This window comes from Rhodococcus sp. ARC_M12, assembly GCF_022810385.1.
Taxonomy (GTDB): domain Bacteria; phylum Actinomycetota; class Actinomycetes; order Mycobacteriales; family Mycobacteriaceae; genus Rhodococcoides; species Rhodococcoides navarretei.
In genome coordinates this window covers 1-25846 of sequence record NZ_JALGQI010000002.1, presented here as the reverse complement: position 1 = coordinate 25846, position 25846 = coordinate 1, and the positions used below count along the sequence as shown (strand labels likewise).

The following is a 25846-nucleotide window of genomic DNA, read 5'->3' as shown; positions in this document are numbered from 1 at the left end:
GGAGAAACGTTAGTGCAGGGTGACGGTCAGCGCGCTGACCAACGATGCGGCGGCCACCGTCGTCGCGTCGTTCGTCGGTAGTGCCAGCAGCACCACCCGATCTCGCTGCCGACTGTCACCGGCGTCGGCCGAGATGAGCACGACCATCGCTCCCGACGCCAGCACCCGCGCCGCGGGCACTGCGTTCGGGTCTTCCTGGGACTCGACGGTCAACACGTCGACCCGATCGCCTTCGCGCAGTAGGTCGGTCACTGCGGCATCGGCGAGATGCACAGGTACGACGCGTGCCTCGGTCCCCAGGGCCGTCGTAGCGGTCCGAGATCCCAGTAGGCGCACGTCGGTGAGTAGTTCGCCCGCTCGGACCGGCCCGGTGAGCGTCTGACCCTCCACAGCTCCCGTGTCGACGAGCGCGCCTTCGGGAACACCGGCCGAGTCCCAGTCGGCGACCACCACATCGGCCGAGGTCAGCACCGTCCCGGGCGTCAAATCGCGTCCGGCCGTGATCACCTGGACCCGATTGTCGCCTGAGGCGTCGTCGACGAACAACACCAGTGCGACCGCGACCAGCACACCTGCCGCGATCCGTCTGACTTTCGGGGATCCGACCCACACCGGACGCAGCGTGATGCGATCGAGCAGCGTCGAGTCGAGTCGGTTCGTGCGAGCGGTCATGCTGGAACGCTATCGCCGACAACGGCGGCTCCGACGCCGAAAAGGCCGGGCTGTGGATAACAGCCCGGCCTGTGGATGAAGCGAAAGTTACTGGCTCGCAGCAGCTTTCGTGGTGGTCGAGGAAGAAGATTTGCTCGACGACGACGAATCGGAAGATTTCTTCTCGGCGGGCTTGGAGTCGGACTTCGATTCGGTCTTGCTCTCCGATTTCGCGGCCGCCGCGTCGGACTTCTTCTCGCCTGCGCCCTCACTCGAGGTGCCCGAGCCGCCGCGGCTGTCGGTGCGGTAGAAGCCACTGCCCTTGAAGACGATGCCGACCGAATTGAACAGCTTACGAAGCTTGCCCGAGCACGCCGGGCACACCGTCAACGTGTCGTCGGTGAAGGACTGAACGATGTCGAATCGGTTGTCGCACTCGGTACATGCGTATGAGTAAGTGGGCATCGTGTTTCCTCCGCGCTGGTCACCGAGGAGATTCGGCGCTCTACTGGCCGAGGTCGAACACCGCCGGTGTCTTGTCTGTTCGTCGAAACTGGGGAGAGCATTAGCACTCTACAGTCAGGAGTGCCAACGAATCGAATCGTACCGTTATTCCGTACTCAAGCGTACGAGTCCGTTGCTCGGGGTCACCACGTGCGTCACCCGTCTGTCGTGTGGTTCTGCCGGTAGACGATCGACCAGTTCGCTGTCGCGTACCACCGCGACCAGCACGGCGTCGGGTGCGCACAGGTCGAGGGTGCGGTCGTAGAAGCCGGCACCCCGGCCCAACCTGGTCCCGCTCCGGTCCACGGCCAGCGCTGGAATCAGCACCAACGAGCACGCCGACACGGCGCCGGGATCGAGGAGAGGTCCCGACGGTTCCAGCAAACCGAACGGGGCCGTCACCAACGACTCGCGTCCGGCGTACCGAGCCCAGCGCAGCGGGCCCGGTTCGTGCGCACTCGGGAGCAGAACGGTGGACCCGGCCGCGGCCATCGCGTCGAGCATCTCGATGGATCCCGGCTCACGGCCGACAGGGACGTATGCGGCGACGGACGGGTGTTCGGCCGCCAATTCGGCGAGGACGTGACAGAGTGCAGAAGACTCCATCGCGCGTTGCGCACCGTCGAGCAGTCGGCGTTCGGCGAGAACATGCTTCCGCCATCGATCCTTGGACGTGTTTTCCGTGAATTCGGGAACGGTCACAACGATTCGTCCTCCCTTCCTGTGCAGTCGTTCAACGATATGCACTCGGGGGTAGAACGCAGCACACGCCGAGCAGATCACCAGAAACCATGGATAGGGTGAGCACCATGACAGAAGCCGTTACAGCGACGACCGCCGCCACGCCCGTGCATTTCCGCACGGCCATCGTTCCCGCAGCGGGCATGGGTACCCGGTTCTTGCCGGCGACGAAAACCGTTCCGAAAGAACTGCTTCCAGTGGTCGACACTCCCGGCATCGAGCTCGTCGCAGGCGAGGCCGCTGATTCCGGCGCGCAGCGACTCGTGATCGTCACGTCCCCCGGCAAGGACGGCGTCGTCGCTCACTTCGTCGAGGACCTCGTACTCGAGAACAAGCTAGAGGCCAGTGGCAAGCTCGAGATGCTCGAGAAGGTGCGGGTCGCACCCGGGCTGCTCGACGTCCAATCGGTCATTCAGCACGAGCCACTCGGACTCGGGCATGCCGTCGCCTGCGCCGAGGAAGTTCTCGACGACGACGAGGATTCCGTCGCCGTTCTGCTGCCCGACGATCTGGTGATGCCCCGCGGTGTGCTCGACGTCATGGCCCGCGTGCGCGCCAAGCGCGGTGGCTCGGTGCTGTGCGCCATCGAGGTCCCCGACGACAAGGTCTCGTCCTACGGCGTCTTCTCCGTCGAGATCGTGCCCGACGCGGTCAACCCGAACGTCCTCAAGGTCACCGGTATGGTCGAAAAGCCCAAGCAGGAGGACGCTCCGTCCAACTTGGCAGCGGCCGGACGCTACCTGCTCGACCGCGCGATCTTCGACGCACTGCGTCGGATAAAGCCCGGTGCCGGCGGCGAGTTGCAGCTCACTGACGCCATTGCGCTGCTGATCGAAGAGGGTCATCCCGTGCACGTGGTGGTGCACCGCGGATCGAGACACGACCTCGGAAATCCCGGGGGATACCTGCGCGCTGCGGTTGACTTTGCTCTACAGCGTGACGACTACGGCCCGGCGCTGCGCGAATGGCTGAACGAACGCCTGAGCGACAGCTGGGCACCGGAACTGACCACGTACGAATAGCATCGCGGGTCGATGCCATAGAGGAAGGGCCAGATGCGCTCGGTCGAGGATCAACAGACCAGAGTGACCGCCGCGGCGGTGGCTCCACGGCCTGTTCGGGTCGCCATCTCGGAGGCACAGGGCCTGCTGTGCGCGGAAGAAGTGGTCACCGAGCGTCCCCTTCCCGGTTTCGACCAGGCGGCGATCGACGGCTACGCGGTACGAAGCGTCGATGTCGCGGCCGCGGGAACGGACCTGCGCAACGAGGACGACGAACGCATCGATCTGACGCTTCCTGTCGTCGGTGAGGTGTCCGCGGGGTCGCGTCAACCCATCCGCTTGCAACCGCGTCAGGCAGTGCGAGTCGATACCGGCGCGCCGCTGCCCACGCTGGCCGATGCGGTGTTGCCGTTGGATCGAACCGACAGCGGCCGTGCCCGAGTCAAGGTGTTCCGTCCGGTTCGCTCGGGTGACTACGTCCGCAAGATCGGAGACGACGTGCAGCCCGGTGACGTGGCGGTCCGTGCGGGAACGATCATCGGCGCAGCTCAGGTGGGACTGCTCGCAGCCGTCGGTCGTGACAAGGTGCTGGTGCACCCGAGGCCGCGTCTGTCGGTCATCTCTGTGGGCGGCGAGTTGGTCGATACCGATCGGACCCCCGGGCCCGGCCAGGTGTACGACGTCAATTCCTATGCACTCGCCGCAGCAGCGCGCGACGCCGGAGCCGACGTCAACCGCGTAGGGATCGTCAGCACCGACCCCAAGCGCCTGCGTGAGGTGGTCGAGGGTCAGCTGATTCGATCCGAGATCGTGGTCATCGCCGGAGCGGTGGGTGGCGGCGCGTCGGACGGTGTGCGTGAGGCGCTCGGCGAACTCGGTGACATGGAAGTCGAGCGAGTTGCCATGCACCCCGGATCCGTTCAGGGCTTCGGTCAACTCGGACGCGACGAAGTACCCACCTTTCTGTTGCCGGCCAACCCCGTCAGTGCGTTGGTGGTGTTCGAGGTCATGGTGCGTCCGCTGATTCGCATCGCTCTCGGCCGACGGCAGCCGCTGCGCCGGACCGTCACTGCTCGCACCGTCGCGCCGATCACCTCGATCGAGGGCCGCAAGGGATTCCTCCGCGGCCAACTGATGCGCGACGAGGGGACCGGCGAATATCTGGTCCAGGCACTCGGCGGCGCACCCGGATCGTCCTCGCATCTGCTGGCCACGCTCGCCGAGGCGAATTGCCTGGTCGTCATCGATCCCGAGGTCACCGAAATCCGAACCGGCGAAGAAGTGAAGGTCTCGTTCCTCGCGCAGAGAGGCTGACGCCATGTGAGCGGTAGTTCGTAGTGGGGTACGAATTTCCATGCACATGCGCGCAGCGCATACGATCGACGGATGCCGCGAACGTGGTCGAGCCACCCAGGTTGGCCGGCGAAATTGGGTCCAGTGAGAGTGGCCGGCGGAACTGTCACGTTGCGGCCGGTACGGGTGCGCGACGCGGCCGCCTGGAGTCGGATTCGTACTGCGGATCGCGCCCACCTCGAACCCTGGGAGCCCAGTGGCGAGGGCAGCTGGAATTCGCGGCACCACATCTCCTCGTGGCCGACCCTGTGCTCGGGCCTCAAGTCCGAGGCGCGCAAGGGACACATGCTGCCGATGGTCATCGAAGTCGACGGTGAATTCTGCGGGCAGATCACCACCGGAAACATCGTGCGGGGAGCACTGCGTTCGGCCTGGATCGGGTACTGGGTCTCCAAGGACGTCAACGGCAAGGGCGTAGCCACCGCGGCTCTGGCGCTCGGTCTCGATCATTGCTTCGGTCCCGTCGGACTGCATCGCGTCGAAGCGACGGTGCGGCCGGAGAACCTTGCCAGCCAAGCAGTTCTACGTAACGTCGGCTTTCGCGAAGAGGGACTGCTCTACAAGTATCTCGACGTCGACGGCGAATGGCGCGATCACAAGCTCGTCGCGATCACCTCGGGTGAGGTGCAGGGAACCGTCGTCGATCGGTTGGTGCGCGCCGGCCGGGCCGCGTGGGCCTGACGCCCGACCGCGTCTCGAGTCTCATGTTGTCAAAGTGACAGGAGTGTAATTCCGGTCGGCGCGTCTGCGTCGTTCTCACCCGTCCTCCACATAGCCTGATGACGTCTCGACTGTCGCCGTCATCCAAGGGAGGAGAACTTCGCCGATGCCGAACTCGATCATCTGGATCGGTCTCGTAGCCGTCTGGCTCTTCGTTCTTCTGCCCATGCTGATGACCAAGCGCCCCCAGATCATGCAGACGACTGATGCCGCGCTCGCCACGCGTGTGCTGCATCGGGGTGGCACCAAGCGAAAGCAGCGCGGGCCCGCAACCGGGCACCGCAGCGATCCGCACTGGCGACCGGAGGACGACCTTCGGGTTTCCGCGCCGGCTAGCGAGATCTTCGGCCCGAAAGTCGCGACCGTTCGTCCAGACTCACCCGATCTACCCGGTACCGCGGAGGACCCGATGGACACTCACGCAGCAGAGAACGACCTCGACAGCGATGCACCGGTCGAGGGACCTTCGCGCGGGAGGGCACCGTCGCACGAACCGGGCGTGGTCGACGACGATTTCGTCCCTCGCCGACGCGGCCGCGGTGGTTTCGATCCCGAGGCCGACGCGCTCGCCCGAGCTGCCCGGTACGCCTTCCGCCAACGCGCAGTTCTGGGGCTGGTCTTCGCGGCCATCACCACAGCGGCATTGGCGTTCATCATCTCCCCGACGGTCTGGTGGCTGTGCGGGTTGTCCGTCGCCGTCCTCGCCGGTTATCTGTACTACCTGCGACGGCAGGTGCAGATCGAAGAAGAGGTGCGGCAGCGTCGGCTCACCCGAATGGGTCGGTCTCGGCTGGGCGTGGAATCGGAGACCGACGACGAGCTCGCGCTCGTCCCACAGCGTCTGCGTCGCCCCGGTGCGGTGGTGCTCGAGATCGACGACGAGGATCCGGAGTTCGAGCATCTCGACCACTACGAGGAGCCGTTCCAGGCGAACCGTGACGAGGATGGAGACTTCCGCAGAGCGCAGGGCGCGTAGGTACCGCCCGAAGCGGCTTTGCTAGAGTTACGCAGCCGGTCGGCACGACGGCAACGGGGCTGTGGCGCAGTTGGTAGCGCGTCTCGTTCGCATCGAGAAGGTCAGGGGTTCGATTCCCCTCAGCTCCACCGAAAACGGAAACCGCCACTCATCGGGTGGCGGTTTTTTCGTTGTCCGTCACGTTCACTCGCGCGCGGGATGTGGGACTCGACTCGTTCCCACGGCTAAGGTTCGCTCATGCGCTGGTGGCGGGGGTACGTGACCGATGATGTTCGTTGGGCTCTGTTTCAGGTGCGGCAGTCGACGGTCGTGTCGTTGGCCAACTGCCCGGTTCTGCCCGCGATCCTGCGCGGGCACGCATTGCGGGGCGCGCGCGTACGAGTCGGGTCGGCGGCGCTGGTGTACGGCGGACAGATCATCCAGGGGCGGGGCACGCTGCGGCTCGGTGCGGGCTCCTTCGTGAACCACGGCTGCTACTTCGACACCGTGGCGGACATCCGCGTCGGCGACGGGGTCTTTCTCGCAGACCACGTGCGGGTGCTGACCAGCACCCACGAGATCGGTGGACCTACTCGTCGAGCCGGTCGGCTGGTCGGTCGGCCGGTGTCGATCGGAGCCGGAACGTGGGTGGGCTCTGGTGCAGTGATCATGCCGGGCGTTCGGATCGGCCCCGGGTGCATCATCGGTGCGAATGCTCTGGTGACGAAGGATTGTGACCGTGACGGGGTCTACGTCGGCAGCCCGGCGCGGCGAGTGCGGAGCCTGGACGGCTAGTCGGCCCACAGGGCCCAAACGGGAAATGCCCCTGTTTCGGCTCGGCATGGCGGGATCGAAGTTCGTCCGATGGGTTGCTTTCGTAATTCGTATTGTTTAAGGCCGACAATTCGGCAAAGTATTTTCCTCTGGTAATGAGGTAGCATCATCTGCGTCCGCGGCTCGGATATCGAGAATGCGCAATTCACGTAAGCACATCGAGCCACACGATTGCCAAAAACAATTTGTCAGGGGTTGGCACGGGTGAACACACTGTCGGTTGTTGTTCCTGCATTCAACGAATCGGCCCACATGGGTGATTGCCTGGATGCATTGCTCGAACAACGTGAGTACATTCACGAAATCATTGTCGTCGACAACAATTGCACCGATGACACTGCTGCGATCGTGCTCGATCGCCGACGTCGATTCCCGATGGTGACCCTCGTGGCCGAGTCCGAGCGGGGCGTCGTGCACGCACGGAACACCGGTTTCGATCACGCGAGCGGATCGATCATCGGACGCATCGACGCCGATACACACATCGGGCAGGGTTGGGCGAAGTCGGTTCTGGACTTCTTCGATCGGCGGCTGGACTACGCCGCGGTGACCGGCCCGATCAACCTCTACGACTCGCCCTGGGCCGCGCCGTATCGGGCCTACGTCAGCTACACCACCAAGCGCAAGCCGGATGAGCTGCGCGTATCCGCCGCGTCCGGCAACAACTTCGCCATCCGCCGCACCGCTTGGCAGGCGGCCCGCGATCGAGTGAGCCTGCGGACCGATCTGCACGAGGACATCGATCTGTCGCTGTGCCTCTACCGCGTCGGGTTGCAGATAGCTCAGATCAAGTCCATGTGCGTCGAGGTGTCGGGGCGTCGACTGCTCACGCCGCCTCTCGAATACCGCCACTACGTCGCGAGTTCCTATCGGACCTGGTCTTTCCATGGTCTGGCGAACAAGTCGTTGCGTCGATTGTTGGTCGCGGACATGATCCTGCACACTCTGCATTGGCCGCTGACGCGAATGCTGTCCACGTGTGATTCACGAATTCTCCCGGTTTCGCATTCCGATACCAGCGTTACGTCGGACCGGCATTTGTCATCTCTCCCTCGAGGCGAATTCGCGACGGCCGCGTCCGGAAAGTGAATTTTCGGAGAATTCGATCTCGAATGACAGCGATGTGATCAGTTCTCCGTCAGTCACCCCCGACGATCGGGAAGTTCGGGGCGAACGGCATTTCCTTCGCGGCGGAATGCGTCCGCCGCTGACCACGGTCGAGCCGTCCCCCGCCGTCCGTAGGGCGGCTCGTCCACCGGCGGGTGGAGGCCCTCCCGAGGACCGAGTCGCGGAGAGACGGTCGAGAAGTTGCTTAGCAGTTAAAACAGGCTTGAAGTATGGTTGATCGATTGACGATCGATGTACCCGTCGCGCCGGTAGATTGACGGGCGATATTGTGAACGGATCGGTTCCGAGCACTGCATCTGCCCCTGCAACTTCTCTACGGAGTGTGAATGACGTTCGAGATCGTCGACCTCGCTGAAACGTGGGTCGCCGGTCTTCCCGTTCGCAGCCCCAAACGGGCGCTCGGTCGCCTCAACGACCCGGCCCTCGACCAGGCGTGGTCGGCAGTTCTCAACCAAGAGACTTCGGGTCCGCTCGCTTCTATTTATACCGACTTCGCCCCTGGTATCGGCTCGTACAATACGCAGATAGTCGGTTATCTGTGTTCTTCACTAGGTCAAGTTGCACGCGGACATCTGGTTGCCAAAGTGCCGGCGGCGAAATACGCGCGATTTTCTGCGGTGGGGTATTTCCCCGAGGTTCTCACGCGACTGTGGACTCAGATCGATCATGCCGAGGAGCAGGGCGAAATAGTGCGATCGTTCACCGGCGACTACGAGTGCTATCCGCACGCGTACAAGATCGACCTCTATCTGGCGATCACTGCGCCCGGAGGTTCGTGATGAGCTTTCGTGTTACGGCACGCAGCGCCGAGTTGTTCAGTGGGCTGGTGGCACCGCGAGTGCAACCCGGCGCGGAATCGAGCGGCAGTGAGTGGATGCGATTCCTGCGAGATCGTGTGCGCGAGAAGAACATCGACGCGGTCCAGGTCAGCACCGTGTACGTCCCGGATCCGCACGGCACGGTCAATGCCGTCGTCGCCGTTCCGGTGGACTCGCCCGGTGACGTCGCCGTGGGAGATGTGTTCGTCTCGATACCGACCGGTGTGTTTGCCGTTTTCACGCCGAGCGGCGCGTTGGCGGATCCGATCGAGGATGTGTGGGCTCAGGTGGACGAGTGCGTTTTGTCCGGATCTGTATTTCGCGCATACAAAGAGGAAGTCGAAGTCGTTACAAACTCGGGAGAGGTGGAACTTTTCATTTCAATCGTCTTGTGAACGAGGTGCTCTTCATGCAATTGTCACTTTCGAATCACAAAGTCGCCGTCGAACCGGTTACCATTGGCGGGCGCTGGCAGTCCGCAATGGCGATGTGAATTCGATGTTCACCTCGTTCGGTCGATGTATAGGCAGCGCGAACAGAGCGTCGATGTCATGGCAAGGTCGACAGAGCAGGGGTGTTCCAGCATGGTGAGACAACTCAGGGCAGAAGCAACACGCGCGGCCGCATTGCGCGCGGCGGCAGATCTCTTTCTCGAAGTGGGGCACGCGAATGCCACGCTGAGTCAGGTGTCTGCACAATCCGGTGTGACCAAGGGCGCGCTCTACTTCCACTTCGCGTCGAAGGAGGAGCTGGCCCGCGCCATCGTCGACGAAGGTCATGAGCGCGTGTCGACCGCGTGCGCAGGGATGGTCGACAGCCGTAGCCCGGCACTCGAATCCGTCATCGGAATTTCGTACTCGGTACTCGAGCTGGCGGCCTCGGACCCGCTGGTTCGTGTCATGTACCGATTGCAGATGGAGATCGACGGATCCGACACCGCCCGAGGCAGTGTTTTCGGCACGTGGGGAAACATTTTCGAGCATCTCTTCGAGCGCGCCATCGTGCACGGCGATGTCGCAGACCACCTGGACTCGGGCAACGCGGCCTTGCTGGTGTGCGAGATGCTCGCTGGCGTTCTGATGGTGTCCGAGGCGCAGTCGCGTCTGGAGGACGCCCCGTCGCGCATGGAGAAGGTCTGGAACACGGTCCTTCCCTCGCTGGTGCCGACCGACAAACTTCCCTACTTCCGCGAGTTCGCGGCACGCAGTCTGTCCAGTTTCGTGCGTGAGAACGTCTCGTCGGGATCGGTCACCGTCTGAGGGAATTCCGTGATCTCGGGGTGCTTGCCGCGCATCGGGTAGCCGGGCACACTGTGTGATATGGAACACACTGCACAAGATCGAAGAATGTCGGACAACGAGCTCCGTAAAGCGATCGGGACCCTGCAGCAACGCGCGGATGTTGCCCGTAAGCAGGGTGCCGACGATGACGCTGCGCGCATCGAGCGCACCATCGCCGATTACCGAGACGAGATGTCGCAAAGATTGTGACGACTCTCTCGGTCGTCACCGCGTAGGGTCGAAATCGAACTGACACGTGGCGACCGGTGGGGGATGCAGGCTTCGATGGCTACATACGATCTGCGCGGCAAGAAGACGTTGATCACGGGAGCGGGTAGCGGAATCGGCCGGGCAACGGCCATCGCTGCCGCTGGAGTGGGAGCCGAGCTGTTCCTCACCGACATCAACAGCGCCGGGTTGGCGGAGACGGTGGACATGGTCGGTAGCGCGGGCGGCACTGTCAGCCACTCGCTGCCGTTCGATGTGTCCGACTTCGAGGCGGTCAGTGCGTTCGCGGACGACATCCACGCCGAATTCGGCAGCCTGGACGTCGTGATGAATGTCGCCGGTATCTCCGCATGGGGAACTGTCGAAAATCTCGAACACCGGCACTGGAAGTCGATGATCGACGTCAATCTCATGGGGCCCATACACGTCATCGAGAAATTCTTGCCCCCGATGATCGAGGCCGGGCGTGGCGGCCATCTGGTCAACGTGTCGTCCGCTGCGGGGTTGATTCCCCTGCCGTGGCACGCTGCCTACAGCGCCAGCAAGTACGGCTTGCGGGGAGTGTCCGAGGTGCTCAAGTACGACCTCAAGCGCCACGGAATCGGCGTCAGTCTGGTGGTGCCCGGTGGTGTCAAAACCGGTCTGGTGCAGACACTTCAGATCGCCGGCATCGACCGCGACGATCCGCGCGTACAGAAGTTGCAGCATCGATTCGAGAAGCGCGCCGTGGAACCGTCGGTGGTCGCCGACGCAATTCTCGCCGGAATCGCCAAACGCAAATACCTCGTGTACTCCTCCAACGACATTCGCTTCGGATACTGGGTCGCTCGAAAGTTCGCTCCGCCCTACGAGTTCGTGCTGCAGAAGGCGAACGATCAGTTCTCCAAGTTGCTCGAGCCGCGTAGGGACGGGGGATCGTCGAAATCGACGTCCAGCGTGCGCGCGCCCGGGCCCGAATAGGACAGCTCGTCGTGCGGATTGGCCAGTGCACAACCGGCCAGCGACAGGCAACCGCACCCGATGCACCCGGTCAAGTTGTCTCTGAGCCGAATCAATTGCTCTATCCGAGAGTCCAATTCGCGATGCCACCGTGTCGAGAGCCCGGCCCAATCCTCGCGCGTCGGCGTCCGCTCGTCCGGTAGTTCACTCAACGCCTGCCGAATGGTCGCCAATGGAATCCCGACCTTCTGTGAAATGCGGATGAAGGCCACGCGGCGCAACGTCTCACGGGGAAATCTGCGTTGATTGCCCGATGTTCGACGGCTGCTGATCAGACCTTGCTTCTCGTAGAAGTGCAAGGCCGATACCGCAACCCCGCTGCGCTCGGATAACTGGCCGGGAGTCAGTTCTCGAACGTTCCACTCGGGCATCGGCACGACCTCGACAATACTTCAGGTCCTGCTCCCGTCGGGTGCCGACTCGCGTCGTGTTCGGTGTCCCGCGAGAAGTTGCAGCGCTCTACAGGACGGTCCGCACCCTGTCGGCCGGCCGGGCCAGCACGGTGCCCTTGTCGGTCACCACGATCGGGCGTTCGATGAGAATCGGGTGCTGGATCATGGCCGCGATCAACGTGTCGGCGTCCGCGTCGGCGAGTTCCAGTTCCTTGTAGACACTCTCGCGCGTACGGATGGCCTGACGGGGTTCGAGGCCGGCGTCAGTGAGCAGTGTGCGGAGTTCGTCCTCGGTGGGCGGCGACTCGAGGTAACGGATCACTCGCGGAGTGACGCCCGCTTCTTCGATCAATTTCAATGCGGTGCGGGAGGTGTTGCACCGGGGATTGTGATAGATGGTCGCGGACGAAGTCATGTTTGCGATCCTGCCACGCGGGTAGCCAAGCCGACAGATTCACGCCAGGAACGGGAGTAGCTTTCATGACCGATAAGCGCATTGTCATTGCAGGTGGCCACGGACAGATCGCTCAACATCTGACTCAGGTGCTCACGGCGAACGGAGATCGTGCGGTGTCGCTGATTCGCAACAGCGACCACATCGATGCCGTCACCGCTTTGGGCGCGCTGCCGCAGGTGATCGACCTCGAATCGGCATCTGTCGACGACGTTGCCGCAGTACTCGAAGGTGCCGACGCAGTCGTGTTCGCGGCAGGTGCGGGCCCCGACAGCGGTCCCGAGCGCAAGGACACTGTCGACCGCGCGGGCGCTGTGTTGCTGGCCGACGCGGCAGAGAAGGCCGGTGTCAGTCGCTATGTCCTGATCAGCTCGTTCGGTGCAGGTGAGCCGGTCGCGGAGGATCTCGACGCGGGTTGGAAGGCATACATCGAGGCCAAAACGGCTGCGGAAGATAATGTTTCGGCCAGGAGCGGCTTGCACTGGACGATTCTGCGACCAGGCAAGCTGACGGACGAGGATCCGACCGGCTCGGTATCCCTGACCGAGCCGCCGTTGGACCCCGGTGAAGTGACGCGCGCCGACGTGGCAGCGGTGATCGCGCAGTTGCTCGACACCGGATCGGCTGTGCACAAGACGCTGATGCTGACGTCCGGCTCGAAATCGATCGTTTCCGCAGTCGACGCGCTGGGATAAGGCTGCGACCGTGCGCGTACATATCGATTCGTCGAACACGACCCCCGTGTTCGAGCAGCTGCGAATGCAGATTCTCGGGCTGGTGCGATCCGGCGATCTCATCGCAGGCACCAAGATTCCGACGGTTCGCGGCCTGGCCGAGGAGCTGAAGATCGCGCCGAATACGGTCGCGAAGACCTACCGCGAGCTCGAGCAGCAGGGGGTCATCGAAACTCGAGGCCGATCCGGCTCGTTCGTCGCGTCGGGTGGCGATCCCTCGCGAGACATCGCGGCCCGGGCGGCGACGGAGTTCGTCCGAGCCGTCCGGTCCATCGGTCTCGACGACGACCAGGCCCGTTCCTTCTTGGAATCCGCTCTGAAAGGTGCGAGCGGGAGTTAAGTTGACGCTTCAAGTTACTTCTGTCAGGGTAGTCCTGCCCATGCAGCCCTGACAGAAGGATGTGTCATGAATTCCACCGTCGTCCGTGACGTCGTCGCCCTCGTAGCCCGAATCGGATTGGGAGTCGTCTTCATCGCCCACGGTTGGCAGAAGCTGAACACTTTCGGTCTCGACGGTGCCGCAGCGAGCTTCGAGATGATGAACGTTCCGCTGCCCACCGCATCCGCGTACTTCGCCACGTTCGTCGAACTGGTCGGCGGTGGCGCGCTCGTACTGGGAATCTTCACTCCCATCGCAGGTCTGCTGCTGTTCCTGAACATGCTCGGTGCCGCCATCTTCGTCCACTTCGAGAACGGTGTGTTCGCAACGGAGAACGGCTACGAGCTCGTTGTCGCCCTCGGTGTCGGCGCGCTGCTGCTGGCCGCATTCGGTGCCGGACGCATCAGCATCGACGGACTCACCAAAGGCAAGACCGCACTGGGTGCATAACCCGGGCTAACGCCAGCTCGGTAACCACAGCTGTTGCTGCCACATTTCCGGCGTGATCGGCATCGCGGTGAGAATCGGCCACAGCCAGACGAAGTTCGCGATCACCACGGCGAGGTACAGGGCCACCAGCAGTAGTCCGGTACCTCGCCGCTCGGCCGATGCTCTCGCTTTCCCGATGATGTCGCCCAGCACCAACGCGAAACCCATCACCATGAACGGCGCGAGTGCGACCGCGTAGAAGTAATACATCTGTCGATCGAGGGTGGCGAACCACGGCAGCAGTGCTGCGGAGTACCCGACCAGCACTGTGGCGTAACGCCAGTCGCGTCGGACGAACACCGACCAGATCGCCCATGCCAGCATCGGCAGCGCCAGCCACCACATCGCCGGCGTGCCGATGAGCATGATCGCTTTCACGCACGAGGACGCCGAGCAGCCGGACACGTTCTCGCCGTCGGCGAAGTAGTACAGCATCGGTCGCAGGCCCATCGGCCACGTCCACGGCTTCGATTCCCACGGGTGCCGGTTGCCGGCCGAATTGGTCAGTCCCTCATGGAATTGCAGCACACTGCTGCTGTAGAACCACAGTGAACGCAGCGCGTCGGGAACGAACGAGAACGGGCCTCCGACGCCGACACCGTCGCCGACTTCGTGTCGGTAGACGCTGGTCTCCGAGGTGAACCATGCCCACCACGTCATCAGATACACCGCGATCGGCACGACCACCAGTGCGTACAGCGCAGGCCCGATGTCGCGCACTGCCGTTCCCCGCCACGGGCGTCGGACGCCGTACGAGCGCCGTGCAGCTACATCGAATGCCACACTCAACAATCCGAAGAATGCGATGAAGTACAGACCCGACCACTTGGTGCCGCAGGCGAACCCCAACATGACACCGGCCCCGAATCGCCACCACCGCACTCCCATTCGCGGCCCGAGCACGCTGGCGTCCATTCGACCTTCGGCGCGCACTCTCGACAGTCGTTGCCGCATGTCGTCGCGGTCGACCACCAGGCAGCCCAGCGCGGCAGTGACGAAGAGAGCGAGAAAGATGTCCAGCATGCCGATACGGCTGCTGACGAACGTCACTCCGTCCACCGTCAGCAGAATGCCCGCGATCGCCCCGACGAGGGTCGATCGCGCGAGGCGTCGCACGATGCGAATCACCAACAGCACCAACAAGGTTCCGGCCACCGCCGAGGAGAAGCGCCAACCCCAGCCGTTGTAACCGAACAACGCTTCCCCGACGGCGATCAGCTGCTTGCCGACCGGCGGATGCACCACGAGTCCGTACGCCGGATTGTCCTCGATTCCACCGCCGGTGAGAACCTGATAGCCCTGCGGGGCGTAGTGCTTCTCGTCGAACACGGGTGTCCCCGCGTCGGTGGGGTAGCGCAGCATCGTGAATCGCGTGACTGCGCAGATGACGGTGATCACGACGGTGACGATCCAACCGCGTCGGGCATCGGTGTCGTGGAACCAGTCGCGCGCGGCGACGGTCGGCCCGGGACTGACCATCGACCGGTCGCCGGAGCGCTCAGAGGTCAGCAAGGTCACGTACCGATCGTAGGCGTTGATCGGCAGTGCCCGACAAGCCGCTGTACCGCGTGCGGGACACTGGAGCCATGCTCATCCTTGCCGCCACCCCGATGGGCGACGTCGGTGATGCCTCGCAGCGCCTGCGTGATGCCCTCGGCAGTGCCGATGTCGTCGCCGCCGAGGACACCCGGCGCACCAAACAACTCGCGTCGTCGCTCGGCGTGGTGATCACGGGCAGAATCGTCAGTTTCTACGATCAGGTCGAGACGGCCCGCCTCCCGGCACTCGTCGAGGCAGTGGCCGAGGGCAAGTCTGTCCTGCTGGTCACCGATGCCGGGATGCCGTCGGTGAGCGATCCGGGCTACCGCCTCGTGGCGGCATGCGTCGACGCCGATCTGCCGGTGACCTGCCTGCCCGGTCCTTCGGCAGTGACGACGGCGCTCGCGTTGTCCGGTCTGCCCGTCGAACGGTTCTGTTTCGACGGGTTCGTCCCGCGTAAGCAAGGACAGCGACGCACCTATTTCCAGTCGGTGCTCGCCGAACCGCGTGCCATCGCGTTCTTCGAGGCACCGCATCGCCTCGTCGCGTGCCTCGAGGACGCCGTGCACGTCCTCGGTCCCGACCGGCGCGCCGCGGTGTGCCGTGAGCTGACCAAGACCTACGAGGAGGTGCGACGCGGCGGCCTGGGCGAGCTGCTCGAATGGGCGCGGGGCGGCGTGCGCGGCGAGATCACCGTCGTGCTCGAAGGCGCTGTCGCCGTCGCCGAGGAGCCCGAGGATCTCGTTGCCGACGTCGAAACGCTGGTGGCGTCGGGCATGCGGTTGAAGGACGCCTGCGCTCAGGTGGCGGTCGGTGGCGTGTCCAAACGCGAGGTCTACGAGGCCGTCCTCGCCGCGCGCAAAGAGCAGTAGCGGGTCAGCCCAGCACTTTCTTGCGCAGGCCCTCGGTCGCCGCCTCGAGGATGGTCTTGGTTCCCTTCTTCACGAGGAAGCCGGGCAGTGGAGCCTTGGGGTCGACGGTCAGCTCGAACTCGACGTGCGTGCCGTTGCCCTTGGGCGTCAACGTGTATCGACCTTCTTGAGCCTTCTGCTGGTTGCTCTCCACCAGGCTCCACGACACCTCGTTCTCACTCCAGGTGTATTCGACCAACTGCTCGTCGTTGACGCCGATGATCGAGACGTTCATCTTGACGTGGTTCGGTCGGCCGTCCTCGAAGCGATCGACCACCTCGCACTTCTTGTGCACCGGAGACCACGAGGGGAGGCCTTCGACGTCCGCGAGGACGTCGAGAATTGTCGCTGCGTCGGCGTCGATGTCGACGGACTTGTTCACTGTGACTGCCATGGGGAGAAGGTATCTCAGCTTTCTGTACGGGGGCTGACGTTCCGGGCGAACTCGCCGATGGCGCGTAGGGCGCGTTGGGCTTCGGGGACGAAATCGGCTGCCTGGAACACGTGGACCTGATCCTCGTACACCTGGAGTTCGCACTCGACTCCGGCGACCGCCAGGCGTTCGGCCATGAGTTCTGCGTCGGCATAGACCATTTCGGTGGAACCGACCTGAATCAGCACCGGCGGCATGCCGGTGAGATCACCGTCGACGGGCGAGACTCGCGGGCCCCGTTCGCCGTCGACGACGATGCGCGCATCGACGCGATCGGCCAGAGCGGTCAGCGCCGGAACTGCGTTGGACGGAAAGACCGAACACTTCGACGCGTTCTCGTGATCGAGTTTGCCGGAAGGGTCCATATCGGTGAGTGGGGACATGGTGAAGATCCCTGCGGGGGCGGGCAACCCGACGGTGCGCAGGGCCAGGGTGACCATGAACGCCAGGTATCCGCCGGCCGAGTCGCCACCCAGGACGATTTGCTCCGGTCGGTATCCGGAATCGAGCAGGAAGCGATACGCGTCGACGCCGTCCTCGACGGCGTGGCCGATCGGGTTGCGCGGCATCATCCGATAGTTCACCGACAGCACCGAGCCGTCGACGTGCTTCGAAACGCGTGAGGTCATCCGACGATGGGTGCGCAGGCCGCAGCAGACGAATGCGCCGCCGTGCAGGTAGAGCACCACGCGATCTGTTCCGGTGCCCTCGGCGCGGATCCACTCGGCCTCGCACTCGGCGAGCATGACGCGACTACGGGTGGTGCCGCTGATCTGCGGTACGAGCAGTCCGGCGTAGTCGACCAGTCCCATCGGCCACGGAAGTGAGGGGGCCTGTGCCCACACGGTCAGAAACGGACGGACGGTGAACTGCAGGTACTTGGACAGGATCTGCGACTGCAGGCTCGCGCCACGGATGTCGCGTCGGCGCGCGGTGGCTGCCGGGTCGGTCGATTTCACTACGGTGAGCGCCGGATTCATGACCGTCGCCTCCATCCCCGTTGTCGTTGCGCGGTGCGTGTGCGCCGTGCGTTGGAACCCCGCTCTATTTGGAACCCCTGCTAACGGACAATAGCGGGTAGCTTTTCGCGACCCGACGTAAGGTCGTGTTCTGAGTCACATTCGGTGCCGTACCGTGACCGAAAACAAATGGAAAAGGGACAGCTCATGGCACTCATGCCCATCACCGAATCGATGTTTCTGATCGCCGAGTCACGGGAACACCCGATGCACGTGGGCGGTTTGGAGTTGTTCGTGCCGCCCGGCGACCCGCACGACTTCGCCGAGGAGGTGCACAGCAAGTTCACCACCGGTGAGGTGCACGAGCTCTTCCGCAAGCGTCCCGCGCGTCCGGTGCAGATCATGGGCAACCTGGCCTGGGCCTTCGACCCGGACGTCGACTTCGAGTATCACGTTCGCCGCACGGTGCTGCCTGCGCCGGGGAGGATTCGGGAGCTCTTCCAGTTCCTCTCGCTCAATCACAGTGCGCCACTCGATCGATACAAACCGATGTGGGAGCTGCACATCATCGAGGGATTGGCGGACGGCCGAATTGCGTTGTACACCAAAGTGCATCACTCGCTGGTCGACGGTGTGAGCGCCCTGAAGTTGATGCAGCGAACGCTGTCCACCGACCCGGACGATCGAAGTGGGAAAGCAACGTGGGATCCGTCCCTGTTCGGCAGACGCAAGAAGCAGGTCGCTACCGAGCAGCCCGGGCGATTGGCGCAGCTCGGCGGCGGCTTCTCGATGGGACGCAAGATCGTCGGTGACTTGGTCGACTTCGCGCCTGCATCTGCGCGAATCGGGATGCGTGCGTTGAAGAAAGAGGGAGCGCAACTGCCGTTGCAGGCACCGAGGACGATGTTCAACGTGGCCATCGGCGGTGCGCGACGTTTCGCCGCCGAGAGTTGGTCGATCGAGCGAATCCGCACGGTCGGGTCGGCCCTCGATGCGACGCTCAACGACATGGTGCTCGCGATGTGCGCAGGCGCTCTGCGGGCGTACCTCATCGATCAGAACGCGCTGCCCGAGGATCCGTTGATCGCCATGGTGCCGGTGTCGCTACGCAAAGAGGGTGACGACAGGGACGCCGGGAATTCGGTGACGACCATCCTGTGCAACCTGGGCACCGACGAGTCCGATCCGATTCTTCGGCTCGAGCGCATCAAGGATTCGACCGTCAAGGGCAAGCAGATGATGAGCGAACTCAACACCCTCGAAGCGCTCACCGTCGGCGCAATCACCATGGCCCCGTTGCTGTTCGGCCCGGTGCCGGGATTCGTCGACTACACCCCGCCGCCGTTCAACGTCATCATCTCGAACGTGCCCGGATCCAAGGAGGATCTGTACTGGAACGGCGCGAAACTCGACGGCATCTACCCGGCGTCGATCGTCGCCGACGGGCAGGCGCTCAACATCACCGTCGCCAGTAACGGTGACTCGCTGAACTTCGGGCTCATCGGCTGCAGGCGCAGTGTGCCGCACCTGCAGCGCATGCTGACGCACCTGGAGAACACGTTGGAGGAGCTCGAGAAGACGTTGTGAGAGCGGCTTCGCCGCATGTGAACGAAAATTCGTAGTGGGCTACGAATTTCCGCTCACATGCGCGGAGCGCTCTACTCGTACTTGGGGAACACCGGCGTCGGGGTCGGTAGTGCAGTGCCGGGCACCGAACGTGTTGCCACATCGGTGAATTCGCGGTTCGACGCCCCGAGCAGGTCGAGGATGCGCGACGCAGAATCCGGCATGACGGGCTGAGCCAGGATGCTCACGATGCGCAGCACCTCGATCGTCACGTACAGCACGGTGGCCATGCGATCGGGATCGGTCTTGCGTAGCACCCACGGCTGCTGCAGCGAGAAGTAGCGGTTGGTCTCGCCGAGCACCGACCAGATCGCTTCGAGTGCGGAATGGAGTGCCTGCACGTCGAATTCGCGTCGGCAGATCTCGAGCAACGCGTCCGCGCGGGCCAGCATCGCTTCGTCCTCGGCGGTGAACTCGCCCGGGGTCGGGAGCGCGCCGTCGAGGTTCTTGGCGACCATGGTCAGCGACCGCTGCGCGAGGTTGCCGAGTTCGTTGGACAGGTCGGCGTTGACGCGGGCGACGATGGCCTCGTGGCTGTAGCTTCCGTCCTGACCGAACGAGACCTCGCGCAGGAAGAAGAAGCGCACCGGATCGAGACCGTAATTCTCCACCAACGACTTCGGGTCGAGAACGTTGCCGAGGGACTTGGACATCTTCTCGCCCTTGACGTTCAGGAACCCGTGCACGAACACCCGCTTGGGCAGCTCGATCCCCGCGGACATCAGGAACGCAGGCCAATAGACGGTGTGGAAGCGGGTGATGTCCTTGCCGATGATGTGCAGATCTGCGGGCCAGAACTTCCGGTACGCCTCGGAGTCGGTCTCGGGGAACCCGGCACCGGTGAGGTAGTTGGTCAACGCGTCGACCCACACGTACATCACGTGCGCGGGATCGCCGGGTACCGGCACACCCCAGTCGAACGTGGTCCGGGAGATCGACAGGTCGCGCAGGCCGCCCTTGACGAAGTTGACGATCTCGTTGCGACGGGTGTTGGGCGCGATGAAGTCCGGCGACGCGTCGTAGAGCTCGAGCAGTTTGTCCTGGTACTGCGACAGACGGAAGAAGTACGACGGTTCCTCGGTCCATTCGACGGGAGTGTTCGTCTCGGTTGCGACGCGGGAGCCGTCGTCGTTCAGGGTGGTCTCGGCTTCGGTGTAGAACGCTTCGTCTCGCACCGAATACCAGCCGGAGAACGCGTCGAGGTAGATGTCGCCGTTCGCCTCCATCCGCGTCCACAGTTCCTGGCTCGCAGCGTGGTGGTCGGCGTCGGTGGTGCGGATGAAGCGGCCGTAGGAGATCTTCAGCAGGTCCTGCGCCGTCTGGAACGCATCGGAGTTGCGGGCGGCGAGCTGCCGCACGTCGACGCCCTCGGTCTGCGCGGTCTGCTGCATCTTCAGCCCGTGCTCGTCGGTGCCCGTCAGGAATCGCACGTCGTAACCGTCGAGGCGCTTGAAGCGCGCGATGGCGTCGGTGGCGATGTACTCGTAGGCGTGCCCGATGTGCGGAGCGCCGTTGGGGTACGCGATTGCGGTGGTGACGTAGAAGGGTGGCCGTGAGGCATCAGCTGGCGCAGTCATGGTTCGCCTACTCTAACCAGCGTGAGTAGAGACCGTCCCGCACCGCCGTTGCCCGAGCCCGTCGGCACCCTCGTCGACGCACACACCCACCTCGACGCGTGTGGGGCGACCGACGCGGCGAGCGTGGCCGCGATAGTGGACAAGGCGGAGTCCGTCGGAGTCACGCGCGTGGTCACGATCGCCGACGATCTCGACGCTGCGCGGTTCGCCGTCGACGCGGCGTCCTGGGATCCGCGGGTGTGGGCCGCCGTCGCCATTCACCCCACCCGGGCGAACGTGCTCGACGACGCGGCCAAGGTCGAGATCGAGCGCTTGGCGTCCGACCCCCGGGTGGTTGCCGTGGGGGAGACCGGGCTGGACTACTACTGGCCCGGCAAGCTCGACGGGTGCGCCACCGTGGCGGAGCAGCACGACGGATTCCGGTGGCACATCGACCTGGCGAAGCGTCTGGGCAAGCCGTTGATGATTCACAATCGCGAGGCCGACGAGGATCTGCTGGCTGTTCTGACGGCGGAGGGCGCGCCCGAGACCGTGATCTTCCACTGCTTCTCCGGCGGTCCCGCGACTGCGAAGGCGTGCGTCGACGCCGGCTACGTGCTCAGTTTCTCCGGGACGGTCAGTTTCAAGAATGCGCACGCGCTGCGGGAGGCTGCTCTGCTCATTCCCGACGACTTGATGCTGGTGGAGACCGACGCGCCGTTCCTGACTCCGCATCCGTACCGAGGCGCGCCCAACGAGCCGTACTGCTTGCCCTACACCGCGCGAGCGTTGGCCGAGATTCGAGATCAGGATCCGGCCGAGCTGGCCGCGAACGCGACTGCCAATGCGGAGAGGGTGTACGGCCTCTAGCAGCTGAGGTTGCGGCGTGGGTGCTAATTCGTTACCGTACCGTGACCGAACTCGGGCGTTTCGACCCCGAAGTCACGCTTGCAACCGCCAGGAATACGAAACTTGTCGACTATCAGACGCCTCAACTCCGCTCGTTCGACCACGCTCTACCTGGTCATCGCGGCCCTGTTGATGACGCTCGTCGCCGGCGGTGTGATGGCCGTGAGCCGTCACAAGACCGTGACCATCGACGTCGACGGCAACATGATTTCGCTGAGCACGATGAAGACCGACGTCAGCAGTGCGTTGGCCGACGCCGGCTATGCGCCGTCGGACAAGGACCTCGTTGTTCCCGCTCCCGACTCCGGGTTGAGCGACGGCGACACCGTGGTCCTGCGCCGCGCCCGTGAGATCACGCTCAACGTCGACGGGCAGCCCGAGAACATCTGGACCACCGCGCTGACGGTCGAGGAAGCACTCGAGCAGACCGGCCTGGCCGAGGACGTGCACGTGTCCGCCTCGCGCTCGGAGCGACTGCCGCTCGACGGCACGGAGTTGGACGTGGCACTGCCCAAGCAGGTCTCGCTCGTCGATGGAGGAGCCCCCGCCGCGCCGGTCACCCTGGCCGCACCGACCGTGCGTGAATTCCTCGAAGCAGCAGGCGCGCCGCTCGAAGAAGCCGACACCGTCAGCCCCGATCCCGACGCCACCGTCACCGACGGAGCCGAGATCGTCGTCACGCGTGATCGCACCGTCACCAAGACCGAGACCACCGACACCGATGCTCCGGAGCAGCGCATCGAAGATCCCACGATGAACATGAGCCGTACCGTCGTCGAGAACCCGGGTGCGCCGGGCGTCTCCGACATCACGTGGAATATCAACATGGTCAACGGCGTCGAGGTCGGTCGCGAGAAGGTCGACGAGCAGGTTCAGGTGCCCGCCCAGCCGAAGACGGTTCGCGTCGGAGCGAAGCCCGGTACCGAGGTGCCGCCGGTGGAGAACGGCGCGATCTGGGACGCCCTCGCGCAGTGCGAGGCGACGGGCAACTGGGCCATCAACACCGGCAACGGTTTCTACGGTGGCGTGCAGTTCGACCAGAACACCTGGGAACGTCAGGGCGGCCTCAAGTACGCACCGCGCGCCGACCTCGCCACCCGTGAGGAACAGATCGCGATCGCGTCGGTGACGCAGAAGTCGCAGGGCTGGGGCGCATGGCCTGCCTGCACCTCGCGCTTGGGTTACCGCTGACTGTCTTTCTGGGTCATTCCGCAGGCTCCACTCCCGCGTTTCTGGGTCATTCCGCAGGCTCCACTCCCGCGTTTCTGGGTCATTCCGCAGGCTCCACTCCCGCCCCCGTAGAGTTTCGGCCGTGTCCGAACATGTGAGGGGATCCGCGGCCCTGCTCGGTCCCGCCGAGGTCCGCTCTCTGGCCGCCGAGCTCGATGTGCGTCCCACCAAGCAACTCGGGCAGAACTTCGTGCACGACGCCAACACTGTTCGACGCATCGTCGCGTCCGCAGGCGTGGGTCCGCAGGACACGGTCCTCGAGGTCGGTCCCGGCCTCGGTTCGTTGACTCTCGCTCTGCTCGATGTGGCCGACGCGGTCGTCGCGGTCGAGATCGACCCCAAGCTCGCGACCCGGTTGCCCATCACGGTGGCCGACCGCGCCCCCACTCTCGCCGAACGGTTGACGGTCATCGAAGCCGACGCGTTGCGCGTACGGGCCGAGGACATTCCGAGACACCCGACGGCATTGGTGGCGAACCTGCCGTACAACGTCGCGGTGCCTGTGCTCATTCACCTGTTCTCGGAGCTACCCAGCCTGCGGGTGGCCGTGGTGATGGTCCAAGCCGAGGTGGCCGATCGACTCGCGGCAGTGCCCGGAAGCAAGATCTACGGCATCCCCAGCGTCAAGGCCAGGTTCTTCGGCGACGTCAGAAGAGCAGGCGCAGTAGGCCGTTCGGTGTTCTGGCCGGTGCCCAAGGTCGAATCGGGACTGGTCCGCATCGATCGGTACGCCGAGCCGCCGTGGTCCACCGACACCGCGCATCGCAAGGCCGTGTTCGCCGTGATAGACGCCGCATTCGCGCAGCGACGCAAGACATTGCGAGCAGCGCTCGCCGGGTGGGCCGGCTCACCGGTGGCGGCCGAACGCCGGTTGCGTGAGGCCGGAATCGACCCGACGGCACGCGGCGAAACCATCGATGCCGCAGCGTTCGTCCGCTTGGCCGCTACCGAAGCCTGAGGCACCTTCTACAGGTGGATGTCCTTCAGGGCAGTCAGTTCGGTCCACGTCGACGCCCCCTCGCGCGCAGCCGCCACCGGTGCATAGCGGTCGGCGTCGATCAGGGTGCCCAGCTCCAGTCCGGTCAGCGACGCGATGTCGGCCACCGGAACCTGGTACGTCCGGTACGGGCCGAGGGGCGGGGGATCGGTGTCGAGTCGCAGCGGCTTGTCGAGGATCGGGTCGAGAGACGGCGTCTGATCGAGAACGTATCCGGTGCACGCGGGTGACGAATCCTGCGACCAGACTGCGATCTTGAAGAACTGCCGCGGAATGGCGACGCCTCGGTAGATCGGATCGTCGTCGGCGAAGATGCAGCCGCTGAAGACCGAGAGCTGTCGGCCGTACTGCTCGGCGTTGTCCAATACGTAGTCCTCCAGCCCCAGCCACAGTGTCTTCGACTGGTTCAGTGTGGCCGTCTGTGGGGCACACACGGTGTAGTGGAACGTGTCCTCGTTGGCGCGCTCCGCCACTGCACGCTCACCCCACACCGGATCCCGTCGTCGCACCAGATGCCCACGATCGAGGTCGTTGTTCTTGTACAACTCGTTGCCGGCCTGCTGCGCAGCCGGTAGCCGATCGTCGAGTCGCCAGTTGTCGCTCCGCCCGACGTCCTTCAGGCTCGCGCCGTCGATATTGACGCCGGTGACCGCGGCGAGGCGTCGGGCAGGGTCTATCGACACCGAGAAGTGCGTGTACGGAAGTACCACCACGTCGACGCGGTCGGGTAGCGGAACGTCGATGTCGGCCAGGAACTTCGGGTCGAAACCGAGTGGTGTCGTCATCTGCCCATTGACTCACGTACCGGTTACCGGAGAGTGAACCGCCGCGAGGTACCGCTCGGTCAGCCTCGCGTGTCGCTCGGCCACGATGCGGCATTCCTCGCGCAGTTCCGGTGGATCGAGCACCGTGAAATCGGTGTCGAACGCGGCCAGCCACCGCGCGATCGAGGGCAGCGAATCGCCGGACAGCACCAACGCGCACGTGGTCTCGTCGATGGATTCGAGTGCGCCCCATTGTTCGTCGACCATCGGTGCGATGGTTTCGATCGGAGCATGCAACGCGATCCGCGCCCGAACCTGAGCGATCGCCCGATCGATTCCCTTCGAGACGAACGCCGCCGCACCGCCCGGCGGCAGCTCTCGTGGCGTGAACCGCGGACCCGTCGGAATCTTCGGAGTCAGGCGATCCACTCGAAACGACCGCCAATCCTGCCGCAGCACATCCCACCCCAGTAGGTACCAGCGCGCGCCCGCCCGCACCAGGCTGTAGGGCTCCACCTCGCGCCTGGACTCGGAACCGTCGTGCTTGCGGTAGTCGAAGCGCAACCGCTCGTGTCCGTGGCAGACAGCCGCCACCGTGGACAGCACCGATGCATCCACCGCCGAGCGTGGCGTCTTGTCCACCACGTCGATCCGCAACGCGTCGAGCCGATGCTGGATGCGCGACGGCATCACCTGCCGCAACTTCGTCAGCGCCCGCAACGACGCCTCCCCGATGCCCGCGACAGAGCCCCCGGCGGCGGACTGCAACCCGAACGCCACCGCCAGCGCCTCGTCGTCGTCGAGCAACAGCGGAGGCATCTCCGCACCGGGGCCGAGCTGATATCCGCCACCGACACCGGGCGTCGCATTGACCGGATAGCCGATGTCACGCAGCTTGTCGACATCACGCCGCAGCGTGCGAGGAGTGACGGCGAGCCGCTCTGCCAACTCCGCGCCCGCCCAATCGCGACGCGTCTGCAGCAGAGACAACAGTCGCAGCAACCGAGCCGAGGTTTCCTTCATGTCGCCACGATGCCACGCAATGCGGACATATTCGGTCCGCATCGTGCATCTCGAAGTCCACTCGATGTGCCATTGACCGCCCAAAAGGCCACCGAACGATGCTCCTATGTTTGTCAAGTGGTCTGGGGCGGCTTGAGTAGGCCGTAGATTTCGCGGGCGATGGCGCGTTTGAGGCATCGGGTGATCTCGCGTGGGGTCTTGCCTTCTGTCAGTCGCCGGTCCCGATACTGCTGGGTTCG

Annotated in this window: 30 protein-coding genes and 1 tRNA gene; 20 read left to right on the top strand and 11 right to left on the bottom strand. The window is 64.3% G+C overall.

Annotated elements, in window-relative coordinates:
• Window positions 1-9 precede the first annotated feature (9 nt).
• The 3 genes from MTX35_RS03645 to MTX35_RS03635 all read right to left on the bottom strand — a co-directional run bounded on the left by MTX35_RS03645 (window position 10) and on the right by MTX35_RS03635 (window position 1857).
• The gene (locus MTX35_RS03645; RefSeq protein ID WP_243593679.1) at window positions 10-672 is read right to left on the bottom strand and encodes an SAF domain-containing protein; all 663 of its coding nucleotides are present in this window, start codon (window positions 670-672) and stop codon (window positions 10-12) included.
• 87 nt (window positions 673-759) lie between these two features.
• Window positions 760-1116, bottom strand: a complete 357-nt coding sequence (locus MTX35_RS03640; RefSeq protein WP_243593678.1) for an FmdB family zinc ribbon protein — start codon at window positions 1114-1116, stop codon at window positions 760-762.
• Window positions 1117-1260: 144 nt separating this feature from the next.
• Complete coding sequence (locus tag MTX35_RS03635) at window positions 1261-1857, bottom strand: 5-formyltetrahydrofolate cyclo-ligase (RefSeq protein WP_243593677.1); 597 nt, start codon at window positions 1855-1857, stop codon at window positions 1261-1263.
• A gap of 107 nt (window positions 1858-1964) precedes the next feature.
• On the opposite strand from MTX35_RS03635, the gene MTX35_RS03630 reads away from it, so the two are divergent.
• The 12 genes from MTX35_RS03630 to MTX35_RS03575 all read left to right on the top strand — a co-directional run bounded on the left by MTX35_RS03630 (window position 1965) and on the right by MTX35_RS03575 (window position 11173).
• Window positions 1965-2918, top strand: coding sequence for a UTP--glucose-1-phosphate uridylyltransferase (locus MTX35_RS03630; protein WP_037192236.1), 954 nt, complete (start codon window positions 1965-1967; stop codon window positions 2916-2918).
• 33 nt (window positions 2919-2951) lie between these two features.
• Window positions 2952-4211, top strand: coding sequence for a gephyrin-like molybdotransferase Glp (gene glp / locus MTX35_RS03625; RefSeq protein ID WP_243593676.1), 1260 nt, complete (start codon window positions 2952-2954; stop codon window positions 4209-4211).
• Between the two features lie 72 nt (window positions 4212-4283).
• Window positions 4284-4931 carry a GNAT family N-acetyltransferase gene (locus MTX35_RS03620; RefSeq protein ID WP_243593675.1) on the top strand — a complete coding sequence of 216 codons (648 nt, stop codon included), beginning with the start codon at window positions 4284-4286 and terminating at the stop codon, window positions 4929-4931.
• A gap of 145 nt (window positions 4932-5076) precedes the next feature.
• Complete coding sequence (glpR, locus tag MTX35_RS03615) at window positions 5077-5946, top strand: gephyrin-like molybdotransferase receptor GlpR (RefSeq protein ID WP_243593674.1); 870 nt, start codon at window positions 5077-5079, stop codon at window positions 5944-5946.
• A gap of 55 nt (window positions 5947-6001) precedes the next feature.
• A tRNA-Ala gene (locus MTX35_RS03610) sits at window positions 6002-6074 on the top strand.
• A 109-nt stretch (window positions 6075-6183) separates the two neighbouring features.
• The gene (locus tag MTX35_RS25620) at window positions 6184-6720 is read left to right on the top strand and encodes a DapH/DapD/GlmU-related protein (RefSeq protein WP_279395650.1); all 537 of its coding nucleotides are present in this window, start codon (window positions 6184-6186) and stop codon (window positions 6718-6720) included.
• 243 nt (window positions 6721-6963) lie between these two features.
• Window positions 6964-7848, top strand: coding sequence for a glycosyltransferase family 2 protein (locus MTX35_RS03600; RefSeq protein WP_243593673.1), 885 nt, complete (start codon window positions 6964-6966; stop codon window positions 7846-7848).
• Window positions 7849-8213: 365 nt separating this feature from the next.
• Entirely contained in the window at window positions 8214-8666 is a 453-nt protein-coding gene (locus MTX35_RS03595; RefSeq protein ID WP_243593672.1) for an effector binding domain-containing protein, read from the top strand.
• Window positions 8666-9100, top strand: coding sequence for an effector binding domain-containing protein (locus MTX35_RS03590; protein ID WP_335741472.1), 435 nt, complete (start codon window positions 8666-8668; stop codon window positions 9098-9100). The genes MTX35_RS03595 and MTX35_RS03590 overlap by 1 nt, the downstream gene beginning before the upstream one ends.
• Window positions 9101-9289: 189 nt before the next feature.
• A complete protein-coding gene (locus tag MTX35_RS03585) occupies window positions 9290-9964 on the top strand; it encodes a ScbR family autoregulator-binding transcription factor (protein WP_243593670.1) in 675 nt (224 codons plus the stop codon).
• Between the two features lie 87 nt (window positions 9965-10051).
• Window positions 10052-10195: a hypothetical protein gene (locus MTX35_RS03580; protein WP_243593669.1), complete on the top strand. Its 144-nt coding sequence runs from the start codon at window positions 10052-10054 to the stop codon at window positions 10193-10195.
• Between the two features lie 75 nt (window positions 10196-10270).
• Window positions 10271-11173 carry an SDR family oxidoreductase gene (locus tag MTX35_RS03575; protein ID WP_243593668.1) on the top strand — a complete coding sequence of 301 codons (903 nt, stop codon included), beginning with the start codon at window positions 10271-10273 and terminating at the stop codon, window positions 11171-11173.
• On the opposite strand, the gene soxR is transcribed toward MTX35_RS03575, so the two are convergent.
• Window positions 11089-11589 (bottom strand): redox-sensitive transcriptional activator SoxR, encoded by a 501-nt coding sequence (gene soxR, locus MTX35_RS03570; protein WP_308198103.1) that lies wholly within the window; start codon window positions 11587-11589, stop codon window positions 11089-11091. The genes MTX35_RS03575 and soxR overlap by 85 nt on opposite strands.
• Before the next feature lie 82 nt (window positions 11590-11671).
• Complete coding sequence (gene arsC, locus MTX35_RS03565) at window positions 11672-12019, bottom strand: arsenate reductase (glutaredoxin) (protein WP_243593667.1); 348 nt, start codon at window positions 12017-12019, stop codon at window positions 11672-11674.
• Between the two features lie 65 nt (window positions 12020-12084).
• Here arsC and MTX35_RS03560 point away from each other — a divergent pair, with 65 nt between their 5' ends.
• The 3 genes from MTX35_RS03560 (at window position 12085) to MTX35_RS03550 (ending at window position 13621) form a co-directional block, all read left to right on the top strand.
• Complete coding sequence (locus MTX35_RS03560) at window positions 12085-12753, top strand: SDR family oxidoreductase (RefSeq protein WP_243593666.1); 669 nt, start codon at window positions 12085-12087, stop codon at window positions 12751-12753.
• Between the two features lie 10 nt (window positions 12754-12763).
• Window positions 12764-13132 (top strand): GntR family transcriptional regulator, encoded by a 369-nt coding sequence (locus MTX35_RS03555; RefSeq protein WP_243593665.1) that lies wholly within the window; start codon window positions 12764-12766, stop codon window positions 13130-13132.
• A 66-nt stretch (window positions 13133-13198) separates the two neighbouring features.
• Entirely contained in the window at window positions 13199-13621 is a 423-nt protein-coding gene (locus tag MTX35_RS03550; RefSeq protein WP_243593664.1) for a DoxX family protein, read from the top strand.
• Between the two features lie 6 nt (window positions 13622-13627).
• Here MTX35_RS03550 and MTX35_RS03545 read toward each other — a convergent pair whose 3' ends face one another.
• Window positions 13628-15139 (bottom strand): dolichyl-phosphate-mannose--protein mannosyltransferase, encoded by a 1512-nt coding sequence (locus MTX35_RS03545; RefSeq protein ID WP_243593954.1) that lies wholly within the window; start codon window positions 15137-15139, stop codon window positions 13628-13630.
• Window positions 15140-15246: 107 nt separating this feature from the next.
• Here MTX35_RS03545 and rsmI point away from each other — a divergent pair, with 107 nt between their 5' ends.
• Window positions 15247-16071, top strand: coding sequence for a 16S rRNA (cytidine(1402)-2'-O)-methyltransferase (gene rsmI, locus MTX35_RS03540; RefSeq protein ID WP_243593663.1), 825 nt, complete (start codon window positions 15247-15249; stop codon window positions 16069-16071).
• A gap of 4 nt (window positions 16072-16075) precedes the next feature.
• Here rsmI and MTX35_RS03535 read toward each other — a convergent pair whose 3' ends face one another.
• On the bottom strand, window positions 16076-16504 hold the full coding sequence (locus tag MTX35_RS03535) for an SRPBCC family protein (RefSeq protein WP_243593662.1): 429 nt from the start codon (window positions 16502-16504) through the stop codon (window positions 16076-16078).
• A 14-nt stretch (window positions 16505-16518) separates the two neighbouring features.
• Complete coding sequence (locus MTX35_RS03530; protein WP_243593661.1) at window positions 16519-17523, bottom strand: alpha/beta hydrolase; 1005 nt, start codon at window positions 17521-17523, stop codon at window positions 16519-16521.
• Between the two features lie 186 nt (window positions 17524-17709).
• Between MTX35_RS03530 and MTX35_RS03525 the strand changes: the two genes are divergently transcribed.
• Window positions 17710-19089 (top strand): wax ester/triacylglycerol synthase family O-acyltransferase, encoded by a 1380-nt coding sequence (locus MTX35_RS03525; protein WP_243593660.1) that lies wholly within the window; start codon window positions 17710-17712, stop codon window positions 19087-19089.
• 71 nt (window positions 19090-19160) lie between these two features.
• On the opposite strand, the gene metG is transcribed toward MTX35_RS03525, so the two are convergent.
• A complete protein-coding gene (gene metG, locus MTX35_RS03520) occupies window positions 19161-20705 on the bottom strand; it encodes a methionine--tRNA ligase (protein WP_243593659.1) in 1545 nt (514 codons plus the stop codon).
• A 21-nt stretch (window positions 20706-20726) separates the two neighbouring features.
• Here metG and MTX35_RS03515 point away from each other — a divergent pair, with 21 nt between their 5' ends.
• The 3 genes from MTX35_RS03515 to rsmA all read left to right on the top strand — a co-directional run bounded on the left by MTX35_RS03515 (window position 20727) and on the right by rsmA (window position 23781).
• Window positions 20727-21554 (top strand): TatD family hydrolase, encoded by an 828-nt coding sequence (locus MTX35_RS03515; RefSeq protein WP_243593658.1) that lies wholly within the window; start codon window positions 20727-20729, stop codon window positions 21552-21554.
• A 102-nt stretch (window positions 21555-21656) separates the two neighbouring features.
• On the top strand, window positions 21657-22784 hold the full coding sequence (locus tag MTX35_RS03510) for a resuscitation-promoting factor (protein WP_243593657.1): 1128 nt from the start codon (window positions 21657-21659) through the stop codon (window positions 22782-22784).
• Window positions 22785-22905: 121 nt separating this feature from the next.
• Window positions 22906-23781, top strand: a complete 876-nt coding sequence (gene rsmA / locus MTX35_RS03505) for a 16S rRNA (adenine(1518)-N(6)/adenine(1519)-N(6))-dimethyltransferase RsmA (protein WP_243593656.1) — start codon at window positions 22906-22908, stop codon at window positions 23779-23781.
• 8 nt (window positions 23782-23789) lie between these two features.
• Here the strand turns inward: rsmA and MTX35_RS03500 are convergent, their stop codons facing one another.
• Window positions 23790-24605 (bottom strand): DNA/RNA non-specific endonuclease, encoded by an 816-nt coding sequence (locus MTX35_RS03500; RefSeq protein WP_243593655.1) that lies wholly within the window; start codon window positions 24603-24605, stop codon window positions 23790-23792.
• 12 nt (window positions 24606-24617) lie between these two features.
• Window positions 24618-25607: a YafY family protein gene (locus MTX35_RS03495; RefSeq protein WP_243593654.1), complete on the bottom strand. Its 990-nt coding sequence runs from the start codon at window positions 25605-25607 to the stop codon at window positions 24618-24620.
• Window positions 25608-25846: the final 239 nt, after the last annotated feature.

Excerpts from the sequence above, each read along its gene's own strand:
- MTX35_RS03645 (WP_243593679.1), bottom strand. The coding sequence starts at position 672 with ATGACCGCTCGCACGAACCGACTCGACTCGACGCTGCTCGATCGCATC.
- MTX35_RS03640 (WP_243593678.1), bottom strand. The coding sequence starts at position 1,116 with ATGCCCACTTACTCATACGCATGTACCGAGTGCGACAACCGATTCGAC.
- MTX35_RS03630 (WP_037192236.1), top strand. The coding sequence starts at position 1,965 with ATGACAGAAGCCGTTACAGCGACGACCGCCGCCACGCCCGTGCATTTC.
- glp (WP_243593676.1), top strand. The coding sequence starts at position 2,952 with ATGCGCTCGGTCGAGGATCAACAGACCAGAGTGACCGCCGCGGCGGTG.
- MTX35_RS03620 (WP_243593675.1), top strand. The coding sequence starts at position 4,284 with ATGCCGCGAACGTGGTCGAGCCACCCAGGTTGGCCGGCGAAATTGGGT.
- glpR (WP_243593674.1), top strand. The coding sequence starts at position 5,077 with ATGCCGAACTCGATCATCTGGATCGGTCTCGTAGCCGTCTGGCTCTTC.
- MTX35_RS25620 (WP_279395650.1), top strand. The coding sequence starts at position 6,184 with ATGCGCTGGTGGCGGGGGTACGTGACCGATGATGTTCGTTGGGCTCTG.
- MTX35_RS03595 (WP_243593672.1), top strand. The coding sequence starts at position 8,214 with ATGACGTTCGAGATCGTCGACCTCGCTGAAACGTGGGTCGCCGGTCTT.
- MTX35_RS03590 (WP_335741472.1), top strand. The coding sequence starts at position 8,666 with ATGAGCTTTCGTGTTACGGCACGCAGCGCCGAGTTGTTCAGTGGGCTG.
- MTX35_RS03585 (WP_243593670.1), top strand. The coding sequence starts at position 9,290 with ATGGTGAGACAACTCAGGGCAGAAGCAACACGCGCGGCCGCATTGCGC.
- MTX35_RS03580 (WP_243593669.1), top strand. The coding sequence starts at position 10,052 with ATGTCGGACAACGAGCTCCGTAAAGCGATCGGGACCCTGCAGCAACGC.
- MTX35_RS03575 (WP_243593668.1), top strand. The coding sequence starts at position 10,271 with ATGGCTACATACGATCTGCGCGGCAAGAAGACGTTGATCACGGGAGCG.
- arsC (WP_243593667.1), bottom strand. The coding sequence starts at position 12,019 with ATGACTTCGTCCGCGACCATCTATCACAATCCCCGGTGCAACACCTCC.
- MTX35_RS03560 (WP_243593666.1), top strand. The coding sequence starts at position 12,085 with ATGACCGATAAGCGCATTGTCATTGCAGGTGGCCACGGACAGATCGCT.
- MTX35_RS03550 (WP_243593664.1), top strand. The coding sequence starts at position 13,199 with ATGAATTCCACCGTCGTCCGTGACGTCGTCGCCCTCGTAGCCCGAATC.
- MTX35_RS03545 (WP_243593954.1), bottom strand. The coding sequence starts at position 15,139 with ATGGTCAGTCCCGGGCCGACCGTCGCCGCGCGCGACTGGTTCCACGAC.
- rsmI (WP_243593663.1), top strand. The coding sequence starts at position 15,247 with ATGCTCATCCTTGCCGCCACCCCGATGGGCGACGTCGGTGATGCCTCG.
- MTX35_RS03535 (WP_243593662.1), bottom strand. The coding sequence starts at position 16,504 with ATGGCAGTCACAGTGAACAAGTCCGTCGACATCGACGCCGACGCAGCG.
- MTX35_RS03530 (WP_243593661.1), bottom strand. The coding sequence starts at position 17,523 with ATGAATCCGGCGCTCACCGTAGTGAAATCGACCGACCCGGCAGCCACC.
- MTX35_RS03525 (WP_243593660.1), top strand. The coding sequence starts at position 17,710 with ATGGCACTCATGCCCATCACCGAATCGATGTTTCTGATCGCCGAGTCA.
- metG (WP_243593659.1), bottom strand. The coding sequence starts at position 20,705 with ATGACTGCGCCAGCTGATGCCTCACGGCCACCCTTCTACGTCACCACC.
- MTX35_RS03500 (WP_243593655.1), bottom strand. The coding sequence starts at position 24,605 with ATGACGACACCACTCGGTTTCGACCCGAAGTTCCTGGCCGACATCGAC.
- MTX35_RS03495 (WP_243593654.1), bottom strand. The coding sequence starts at position 25,607 with ATGAAGGAAACCTCGGCTCGGTTGCTGCGACTGTTGTCTCTGCTGCAG.